The sequence below is a fragment of the Delftia sp. RIT313 genome, from assembly GCF_000632165.1.
Classification (GTDB): Bacteria; Pseudomonadota; Gammaproteobacteria; order Burkholderiales; family Burkholderiaceae_C; genus Comamonas; species Comamonas acidovorans.
The window spans coordinates 53,450-63,365 of record NZ_JFYT01000055.1 but is presented as its reverse complement, the minus strand read 5'-3'; the positions used below and the strand labels follow the sequence as shown (position 1 = coordinate 63,365).

Annotated in this window: 9 protein-coding genes; 2 read left to right on the top strand and 7 right to left on the bottom strand. The window is 69.9% G+C overall.

The genetic code is table 11. The features are described 5' to 3' along the window. From BW39_RS16505 to BW39_RS16490, 4 genes are all read right to left on the bottom strand, one after another. On the bottom strand, window positions 1–744 hold a 744-nt coding region (locus BW39_RS16505; RefSeq protein WP_052155361.1), incomplete at its 3' end, for an ABC transporter ATP-binding protein. Then, window positions 741–1,829, bottom strand: coding sequence for a FecCD family ABC transporter permease (locus BW39_RS16500; RefSeq protein ID WP_043823075.1), 1,089 nt, complete (start codon window positions 1,827–1,829; stop codon window positions 741–743). The genes BW39_RS16505 and BW39_RS16500, both read right to left, overlap by 4 nt. Next, window positions 1,826–3,037: an ABC transporter substrate-binding protein gene (locus tag BW39_RS16495; RefSeq protein WP_043823074.1), complete on the bottom strand. Its 1,212-nt coding sequence runs from the start codon at window positions 3,035–3,037 to the stop codon at window positions 1,826–1,828. The genes BW39_RS16500 and BW39_RS16495 overlap by 4 nt, the downstream gene beginning before the upstream one ends. Before the next feature lie 14 nt (window positions 3,038–3,051). Further along, complete coding sequence (locus BW39_RS16490) at window positions 3,052–5,367, bottom strand: TonB-dependent receptor (RefSeq protein ID WP_043823072.1); 2,316 nt, start codon at window positions 5,365–5,367, stop codon at window positions 3,052–3,054. A gap of 152 nt (window positions 5,368–5,519) precedes the next feature. On the opposite strand from BW39_RS16490, the gene BW39_RS16485 reads away from it, so the two are divergent. Next, window positions 5,520–6,284 (top strand): response regulator, encoded by a 765-nt coding sequence (locus BW39_RS16485; protein WP_043823070.1) that lies wholly within the window; start codon window positions 5,520–5,522, stop codon window positions 6,282–6,284. Next, window positions 6,284–7,717: an ATP-binding protein gene (locus BW39_RS16480; RefSeq protein ID WP_043823069.1), complete on the top strand. Its 1,434-nt coding sequence runs from the start codon at window positions 6,284–6,286 to the stop codon at window positions 7,715–7,717. Before BW39_RS16485 ends, BW39_RS16480 begins: the two co-directional genes overlap by 1 nt. Here the strand turns inward: BW39_RS16480 and BW39_RS16475 are convergent, their stop codons facing one another. Genes BW39_RS16475 through BW39_RS16465 form a run of 3 tightly spaced genes read right to left on the bottom strand, consistent with a single transcriptional unit; the run spans window position 7,718 to window position 9,844 of the window. Then, window positions 7,718–8,548 (bottom strand): SprT-like domain-containing protein, encoded by an 831-nt coding sequence (locus tag BW39_RS16475; protein WP_043823067.1) that lies wholly within the window; start codon window positions 8,546–8,548, stop codon window positions 7,718–7,720. It lies immediately after the preceding gene. A 41-nt stretch (window positions 8,549–8,589) separates the two neighbouring features. Next, window positions 8,590–9,174, bottom strand: a complete 585-nt coding sequence (locus tag BW39_RS16470) for a flavin reductase family protein (protein ID WP_043823066.1) — start codon at window positions 9,172–9,174, stop codon at window positions 8,590–8,592. A 37-nt stretch (window positions 9,175–9,211) separates the two neighbouring features. Next, on the bottom strand, window positions 9,212–9,844 hold the full coding sequence (locus tag BW39_RS16465) for an NAD-dependent dehydratase (protein WP_043823064.1): 633 nt from the start codon (window positions 9,842–9,844) through the stop codon (window positions 9,212–9,214). Between the last annotated feature and the right edge of the window lie 72 nt (window positions 9,845–9,916).

The following is a 9,916-nucleotide window of genomic DNA, read 5'->3' as shown; positions in this document are numbered from 1 at the left end:
GCTGCCGAACCCGTAGGGATGGTCCTTGAGCACGATGACGCGGTCGGCGTGGCGCAGGGCGGCGCCCAGGTCGTGCAGCACGACCAGGGTGGTCATGCCGTGGCGGCGCGTTTGCTCGCGCACCAGCTGCATGACGTGGAACTGGTGGTTGAGGTCCAGGGCGGACAGGGGTTCGTCCAGCAGCAGCACGCGCGGTTCGCGGATCAGGGCCTGGGCCAGGCCTGCAAGCTGGGACTGGCCGCCAGACAGCTCATCCAGATGGCGCATGGCCAGGTGGGCGATGCCCAGGTGCTCAAGCAGGGCGGCAGCCTGGGTGACCGCATCCGGGGAGGCGGCCTGCTGCGGGCGCGTGGTGTGTGGCGAGGCCTTTCGCGCGGCCAGCAGCGATTCGATGACGCGCAGGTGCACGGCGGCCGGCAGGGCCTGGGGCAGGTAGACGATGCGGCGCGCGCGCTCGGCCAGGCTGGCGTGCTGCAGTTCCTGGCCTTCCAGCGTGATGCTGCCCTGGGCGCGCACCAGGCCGGCCAGGGCACGCAGCAGGGTGGACTTGCCGCTGCCGTTGGGCCCCAGCACCACGGTGAGGGTGCCTGCGCGCAGCGGGGCGATGTCCAGCGATTCGATGACGCGTCGGCGCCCGTAGGCGACGCTGAGACCCTCGATCTGCAGACCATCTTGCGTGAGAGGTGGCAGGTAGGTGGGTGCGAAGTGCGGGGTATTCAGGGAGGTGTTCAGGGTGGTGCTCATGTCCGCCCCCGCGTGCGCAGCACGATGGCCAGGAAGAAGGGAATGCCCACCAGCGAGGTGACGATGCCCACCGGGATGATGACGCCGGGGATCAGCGTCTTGGACGCCACCGAGGCCAGCGACAGCACCAGCGCGCCGACCAGGGCGGCTGCAGGCAGGTAGAAGCGGTGGTCATCTCCCACCATGCGGCGCGCGATGTGCGGTGCCACCAGGCCGATGAAGCCGATGCTGCCCACAAAGGCCACGGACAGCGCGGCCAGCAGGCTGATGCGCAGCAGGGCGCCCAGGCGCAGTCGGCGCACGTCCACGCCAAAGCTGGCGGCACGGTCCTCGCCCAGGCGCAAGGCGGTGAGGCGCCAGGCGTTGAGCAGCGAGAACGGCAGCACCAGTGCCAGCGCGGCGGCCAGACCGGCCACCTTGGGCCAGGTGGCGCGCGAGAGGCTTCCCATGGTCCAGAAGACCAGGCCCTGCAGTGCCTCGGCCGTGGCCACGAACTGCAGCAGCGAGACCAGGGCGTTGAAGCTGAACACCAGGGCAATGCCGAACAGCACCACGCCCGATGCGCTCATGCCGCCCCAGCGCGCCACCAGATCCAGCAGCAGGGCCGAGGCCATGGCGAACAGGAAGGCGTTGGCAGGCACGGCCCAGGCCGTGGGCACGCCGGGCAGGCTCCAGTCCAGCACGATGGCCAGGGCCGCGCCGAAGGCGGCGGCCGAGGACAGGCCCAGCGTGAACGGGCTGGCCAGCGGGTTGGCCAGCACGGTCTGCATCTCGGCGCCGGCCAGGCCCAGGGACAGGCCCACGGCCACGGCCATCAAGGCGTAGGGCAGGCGAATGTCCCAGACGATGACGCGCAGCGCAGGCGGCGCCTGGTCGGCATGGCCCAGGGTGGCGATCAACTGGTCCAGCGCCAGCCCGGAGGGGCCGGTGGTGAAGTCCAGCAGCAGCGCGCCCACGATGGCCGCAGCCAGCAGGGCCAGCACCAGCACGCGCAGGGCGGTCAGGCGCCGGTAGCCCCTGGCCAGCGGTGCTGCATTGGCGGCCGGGCTGGCGAGCTCCACGGGCAGGTCGGTGGCCATGTTCATCGCGCGGCTCCGCTGGCCGCGATGGCCGCTGCCTTGGCAGGTGCATCGCCCCAGAAGGCGCCGTGCATGGGCAGGGCGGGCAGGAAGCGGCGGTTGATCTCGTCCAGTGTGGCCTGGGGATCGATGTCGCCAAAGCGCTCTGGGTAGAACCACTTGGCCATGGCCTCGATGGCCAGGATGTTGGTGGGCGCGTCGTAGAAGTTGTGCCACAGGCCGTGGGCACGGCCCTGGCGAACGGCGCCCAGCACCTCGAAACCGGGGCGCGTGGTCAGCGCCTGCAGGCTGGCTGAGAGGTTGGCCGGTGCCACGCCGCTGCCGGCCTTGAGCATGAGGCGGTTGCTCTGCGGGCGGCTGCCGGTGGCGATGTAGACCTCGGGGTCGGCGGCGATCAGGGCTTCCTGGTGCATGTCGCCTATGGCGCCGGGCACCTTGCCGGCCGCGACGTTGATGCCGCCGGCCGCCTCGATGAACTCGCCCATGTTGCCCTTGCCCACGGTGTGGCAGCAGCCGTCCCAGACGCCGGCCAGCAGCTCGGCGAAGACGCGCGGGCGCTGGCTGGTGGGAATGCCCTCCACCCGCTGGCGCACCTGCTGCAGGTGCTGCTCGTAGAAGCGCGCATAGGCCTCGGCCTGTTCCTCGCGGTGCACGGCCTTGCCCAGGATGCGCATGCTGGCCAGAGTGTTGCGCACGGGCTGGGCGCGAAAGTCGATGAAGACCACGGGCACGCCGGCCTTCTTGAGATCGTTGACCAGGCCGCTCTGGCGCCCCGGCCCATGTCCGCCCAGGCCGAAGATGGCGATGTCGGGCCGGGTGGAGACCGATTGCTCGGCGCTGACGCTGTCTTCCGAGGTGCGGCCGATGACCGGGATGCGGTCTATGGCCGGGAAGCGGCGCCGGTAGTCGGCATAGCCGTTGGGGTCGGCGAAGGGCAGCTCGCCCTGCCACCCGGCGATGCGGGCCAGCGGCTGGTCACCCTCGATCAGGGCCAGGGCGTAGAGGAAGCGGCCCTCGCCCAGCAGGATGCGCTCCACCTTGGCGGGAATTTCGACCGTGCGGCCGACGATGTCGACCACGGTGGCGGCCGGTGCATTGGCAGCGGTGCCGGCAGGCGAGGCCGCAAGCGCGGAGGCTGACAGCAGGGCGGCGGCGCAGGCTGCGGCCAGCGCCAGCAGGGCGCGGCGTGTGGTGAGACGTTGGATGGATGTCATGGTGTGGCCCCTGCTCAGAAGGACAGGTCCAGGCCCGCCGTGTAGGTGCGGCCCGCGCCCGGCACGCCGTAGAGCTGGAAGCCGTCCAGCGAGGCGCCGATGCGGCTCCAGTAGAAGCGGTTGGTGAGGTTGTTGATGTTGAAGCGGGCCGTGAGCTGGCGGTTGATGCGCCAGCTCAGCGCCAGGTTCTGCACGAAGTAGCTGGGCGCTTTTTCGTGGTCGGCCACATAGATGGGGTGCACGCCGTTGGGACCGTTGACGGTGCTGGACGTATTGTTCTGGCCGCCCACCATGACGTTGTCCGTATAGCGGCGCTCGCCCACGTACTGCGCGCCCCAGCTCAGGGTGACGGCGGGCGTGACCAGGAAGGAGGTCCAGACGCTGCCGCTCCAGTCGGGCACGTTCCTGGCCTCGGCACCTTCGTTCGCGCCCTTGGTGAGGCGGCTCTTCAAGTGGGACAGGCCGGCGTACACCGACCAGCGCGGCGTGATCTCGCCCTGGGCGCCCAGCTCGAAACCCTGCACCCGCTTGGCGGGCAGGGCGCGCACGGGCGAGACGCTGTCGGGGCTGTACTCCCACGATTCGCTCAGCTCGGTGCGGAACACGGCGCCGGTCAGCGACAGGCGCCCGCCCAGCACGTCCCACTTGCTGCCTGCCTCCCAGGTTCGTGACAGGGCCGGCGCATAGGCCAGCTGGGCGGCCGTGCCGTAGACGCCGTTGTTCGTGGTCACGCCCATGGCCGAGGGCTGGGCCGCGCGGCTGTAGGAGATATAGATGGAGCCCTCGCTGGCCGGCTTGTAGACCAGGCCCAGGCGGCCGCTGAGCGCGCCGTCCGTGCGGCTGGCGCCGCCGTTGTTCGCCTGCCAGCGGTCGTAGCGCAGCGCCGCCTGGGCCTGCCAGCGCGGCGAGAAGGTGATGGTGTCGTTCACATACACGCCCGCGTTCTGCACCGTGGCGCGCGCGCTGCCCGCGCCCACCACCGTGGGCGTGCCCGGGAAGATGGTGGCCGGCTTGGCCATGTCGAAGCCCAGCGTGCCCGTGGGCAGGTCCATGCTGCGCTCGCGGTCGCCATAGGTCTCGCGGTACAGCTCCAGCCCTGCCGTGAGGTCGTGCTTGAAACCTGCCGTCTCGAAACTGGTGCGCACATCGGTCTGGTTGTTGGCGATGGTGTAGCGCTTGGACACGGACACCGAGGCCAGGCGCAGCGAGGCATTGGCGCCCGTGGTGTCCACCAGGCCGTAGTCGCCATAGGACAGGATGCCGCCCGGCGCCGTCACCAGCCCGCCCAGGCCCACATAGCCCAGCGAGTTCTTGCTGCTGCCGCTGTTGAAGCGCGCGGGCGCCAGCACGCTCCAGTTGTCCGAGCGCTCGTAGCGGAACTGGTTGCGCACCGTGGTCGTGGGCGAGAGGTCATGCTCCACGCGGGCCGTCACCATATCCGTGCGCGACTGCTGGGTGTAGAGGTTGGAGGCGCCGTACCAGGCATTGCGCGGCACGCCCGGCATCACCTGGCCGCCCGTGCCGCGCTGAATGGGCAGGCCGCCGTCGGGCGTGTTGTCGTCCACCTGGTGGAAGACGTTGACCACGGTGCGCGTGGAAGTGCCCAGGCCGTGGGCGAACGAGGCTGCCACGCCGTAGCGGTCGTAGTCCACCCCGTTGCGGCCGGCCACGTCGTTCTGGTGCTTCATGAGGTTCAGGCGCACGGCGCCGGTCTCGCCCACGCTGCGGTTCAGGTCGGCCGTGGCGCGGCGGTAGCCATCGCTGCCCACGCCCACCGAGCTGTTGTAGAACGTGTCGCGCCTGGCTTCCTTGCTGACCAGGTTGACGCTGCCGCCCACGGCGGACACGCCCGACTCCACCGAGCCCGTGCCCTTGTAGACCTCGGCCTGCTCCAGGTTGAAGGTGTCGGTGCGGCTGGCCATGCCGCCGTCGCGCACGCCGTCGATGGTGATGGCCTGCTCGGCCGAGAAGCCGCGGATGGTGAAGAAATCTCCCCAGCCCAGGTTGCCCTCGCCCGAGGTGAAGGTGATGCCGGGCACGTTCTGCAGCACCTCCTGCAGGCTCTGGGCGTTTTGCTCGCGGATCAGCTCGGCCGGCACCACGCTGATGCTTTGCGGCGTGTCGCGCAGCGGCTGGGTGAGCTTGGGCGACTGCACGGCGGCGGGCTGATAGGCCGGCGCCTCACGCGTGGAGCGGACCTCGACCGTGCCCAGGGGCGATGCCGGAGTGGCCGCAGTCTGGGCGACGGCCAGGGTGGAGAAGGCGCCCAGCGTCAGCGCAAGGCTGGTGGACAGGGCCGGAGGGAAACTGCTGGAGTGCTGAGAAGACATGGCGACGAATCACTAGAATGAAAATCGTTCTTATTGACGAGCAGGACTCTAGTGACGCGACAGCGCAGACAGGCCAGCGGCCGCCGGGCAAATGCAATGGTCCATTGCACAGGCCGCCGCCACAACATTCCATTACAAAACGCCGTGCGCCAATGCAATCCATGAGCGCAACAGCCGCCGCATCCCCGGCCGCCCAGGGTCCGCGCATCCTGGTGGTGGACGACGATCCCGACATCCGCGAGCTGCTGTGCGACTACCTGCGCGCCTCGGGCATGCGTCCGGCCGCCGTGGGTGACGGCCAGGCCATGTGGGACTGGCTGGGCCGGCATGCGGCCGACCTCATCGTGCTGGACCTGATGCTGCCCGGCACCGACGGCCTGGCCCTGTGCCGCAGCCTGCGCGAACGCACCCACATCCCCGTGGTCATGCTCACGGCGCGCGGCGCCTTGCTGGACCGCATCCTGGGCCTGGAGATGGGGGCCGACGACTACCTGCCCAAGCCCTTCGATCCGCGCGAGCTGCTGGCGCGCATCAAGGTGGTGCTGCGCCGCGTGGCCCAGGCACCGGCGCCGGCCAGCGAGCCGGAGCATCTGCCCGTGCTGCGCTTTGCCGGCTGGACGCTGGACATGCGCGCGCGCGAGCTGCGCTCGCCCCAGGCCGTGCTGGTGCCGCTGGCCCAGTCCGACTACCGCGTGCTCTGCGCCCTGGCCAGCAACCCGCACCGCACGCTGAGCCGCGACTACCTGGCCGACCATGTGTTCGGCCGCGAGCGCCAGGCCCAGGACCGCGCCATCGACGTCTGCGTCAGCCGACTGCGCCAGCACCTGGAAGACCCCGCGCGCCAGGCCAGCCTGATCCGCACCGTGCGCAACGCCGGCTACGTGCTGACCTGCGACGTGGTGCCGCAGGCATCGTGATGGCTTGGATGCAGGCCGGCGCGCTGCTGCGGCGCCTGTGGCCGCAGACGCTGTCCGGGCGCGTGGCCCTGATCCTGGTGGCCGGCATGCTGGCGGCCCAGGCGCTGACGGGCACCATCTGGTGGGAAAGCCGGCGCAGCCAGCTGCTGGAGGTGCCGCTGCGCCTGCTGGGCGCGCGCGCCGCCGATTCGCTGCTGCTGCTGTCCTCGCTGCCGCCCGAGGCGCGGGCCGCTGCCGTGGGCACGCTGAGCACGCAGGGCTACCAGCTGACCCTGATCGATGCGGCCCGCGCACGGCGCCTGATGGATGACCTGGCGTCCGCTCCCGCCGATGCGGCCGACGCCATGGCCGGCGATCTGCTGGCCGATGTGCTGGCACGGCGCGTGGGCGCGGCCGTGCCGTTCCACCTGCTGGCGCTGGAGCTGCACGGCGGCGCGGAAACCCTGCTCACCGCCCATGAGCCCGAAGCCCATGTGCGCATGCTGCTGGGCCTGGGCAACGGCCAGTGGCTGCAGGTGCAGGCCGTGGAGGGAGAGGCCGGCTACCCCGTCAGGCCCTATTGGGCGTTGGCCGACTACGTGCTGCGCATCTACCTGCTGCGCATCATCGTGGTGGTGGTGGTGGCACTGCTGGCCGTGCGCCTGGCCATGCGCCCGCTGGCGCGCATGGCCAGCGCCGCCGACGCGCTGGGCAAGGACCTCAAAAGCCCGCCCCTGCCGCTGGACGGCCCGCGCGAGGTGCGCCAGGCGGCCCAGGCCTTCAATGCCATGCAGCAGCGCATCGCCGATGGCGTGGCCGAGCGCACGCGTTTCTTTGCAGCCGTCTCGCACGACCTGCGCACGCCCATCACGCGGCTGCGCCTGCGCTCGGAAATGCTGGAGCCCGAAGCCCTGCGCGACAAATTCCGCCGCGATCTGCAGGAGATGGAAGCCATGGTCACCGCCACGCTGGACATGCTCACCGGCGCCGACGCGCGTGGCGAGCACCAGGCGCTGGACATCAACGCCCTGGTGCAGGGCGTGGCCCAGGACCTGGGCGAGGCGCATGGAGTGCACATCCCCATCACGGGCCGCGCCCTGCGCCCGCTCGATTGCTATCCCCACAGCCTGCGCCGCTGCCTGCAGAACCTGCTGGAGAACGCACTGCGCTATGGCCGCGACGCCGAACTGCGCATCAGTGACAGCGACGATTTGCTGCGCATCGACGTGCTGGACCAGGGGCCGGGCATTGCCCAGGAGCAACTGGCCCAGGTGCTGGAGCCGTTCTACCGCATGGAGGCCTCGCGCAACGCGGGCTCTGGCGGGTTTGGCCTGGGCCTGTCCATTGCCGATGCCGTGGCCAAGGCGCATGGCGGGCGCATTGTTCTGGGCAACCGGGAGGGGGGCGGGCTGGAGGCGGTGCTGGAGCTGCCGCGCAAGACTCCTGCCCGCTGATCAATCCTGGGCTGTGAAGCCTTTGCCGCAATCGCCGCAGATCAGGTTCAGCCCAGGCTTGCCCCAGACATTGACGGGCGCGGCGCAGCCGCCGCAGCGGTACTTGACGCGCAGGGACTTGTTCACGGGCTGCACCATGGTCTCGCCGGTGGTGGAGCCCGGCACAGCCACCGAGGTGCCCACGGGCCGCACGGCTTCGGCCAGGGCGGGCACGGAGGACATGGGCGGCTGGGTGCCCTGCATGCCCTGGATCTGCGTGGCCATGCTCCACTGGCCCGTGACCACATGCTCGATGGCCGGGAAGCGGTCGTACCAGCTCAGTTGGAAGCGCGTGGTCAGCAACTGCTCGCAGGCCGCGAGGAAGGGGCCGCCTGCCATGGCGTAGTCGGCCATCATGTCGCCCGTGCGCCGGCCGCCGGGCCGGCCCGTGGACGAGGGCATGAGGCCCAGCGATTCCAGCTTGTCCGCCCATTCCTCGTTGTGATACCGCGCGCGGCCCGGCTTGCCGAAGTGGTGCTGCCACAGGTGCGTCATCTCATGCACCAGGGTCTGCAGCGTCTCGATGATGGGCACGGCCGCGAAGTAGGCGGGGTTGAGCGCAATCTCGTCCGTGGTGCTGCCATCCAGCGACGCAAAGCGCGCCGCAGAGAAATAGCCGCAGGTGCGCTTTTCGCGCTGCAGCGTGATCAGGCAGTGGGGCAGGGCATCGTCGAACAGGCGCTGGTTGAAGTGCTCGTAGGCCTGCTGCAGTTCGGAATAGGTTTCGCGCGTGGGGACTGCGCGCGAAGAGGCAAGGGAAGGTGCAAGGGAAGAGGCGGTGGCCGAGAGCATGGCTGGATTGTGCAATACAGCCATGCCGCCATTGGCGAGTTTCAGGGCGATCCGTCCTGCACGTTCAACGCCTGCCCAATCGCATAAAACTGCCCACCCGCCACGTAGTGCAGGCTGCGCAGCGCGGGGTCGGCGTCCTCGAAGTGCCAGTGGCCGTCGCTGAACACGCGGGTGTCGGACCAGGCGCCCACGATCTCGCCGATGAACAGGTCGTAGGTCTGCTGGTTGTGGGGCTCGGGGATGAGTCGGCAGGCCAGCCAGCCGGCGCAGCCGTCCACGAAGGGCAGGTCGAACCCTTCCATGCCGAACAGCTGAACGCCGCTGGTGGTGAGCTTGCCGGCATCGGTGGAAAGGGTGCGCGTGCCGACCTGGTGCGTGAGCTGCAACTGGGCGGCCGTGGGGATCTGGATCACGAACCTGCCGCTGTGCTCGACCAGGGCGCGCGTGGCCGTGGCCTTGTCGAGCACCACCGTGAGCTTCGGGGGCGCAAAGTCCAGCGCGCAGCACCAGGCTGCGGCCATAACGTTGTCCACGCCGCCATGGCGGGCCGAGACCAGGACGGTGGGGCCGTGGTTGATCAGCCGGTAGGACTTGGCGAGATCGACCGGGGCGATGTGCGGGTTCATGCGAGCTTTCTGAGAGGTTCTTGACTGTGCATGATGTTCACTCGGCCAGCGCCTCGGAACCCACGATATGGACGCCGGGCCTGGCGTTGACAGCAGCCTCTATCAAGGCCTGGGCAATGCGGTGCGCGGGGTTGAGCCGCCAGCGCCGGGGCAGCAGCGGGCCCAGGGCGCCAAGAACGCCGACCATGAAGCGCTCACCCGCGCGGTGCTCGGTGCGCGGGCCGCTGATCAGGCCGGGGCGCACGAAGGTGAGGGAGGCAAAGCCTTGCGCCTGGAGGTCACGCTCGAGCTCACCCTTGACGCGGTTGTAGAAGATGCGCGAGCCAGCGTCGGCGCCCATGGCCGAGTTCAGCACATAGGTGGGCGTGCCATGGCGCCGCGCCAGCTGTGCGGCCAGCAGCGGATAGTCATGGTCCACACGCCGAAACGCCGGCTGGCTGCCGGCTGTCTTGATGGTGGTGCCCAGGGTGCAGACCAGGGCATCGGCCCGCCACCAGTCGGCGTCTTCGGGCAGGTGCTCGAAATCGACGAGGGGGGCGAGCAGCCTGGGATGCGCCGGCAGCGCCCGGCGTACCGGGGCCACGACGCGGGTAATGCGGCTGTCGGCCAGGGCCTGGTGCAGCACCTGGCTGCCCACCAGCCCCGTGGCGCCCACGATCAGCAGTTGCATGGCTTGGTCTTTCGCTTGGTCATTCGATGAGGACGCAGGTCAGCCAGTGTGCCGCAGATCGTGGGGCGGATG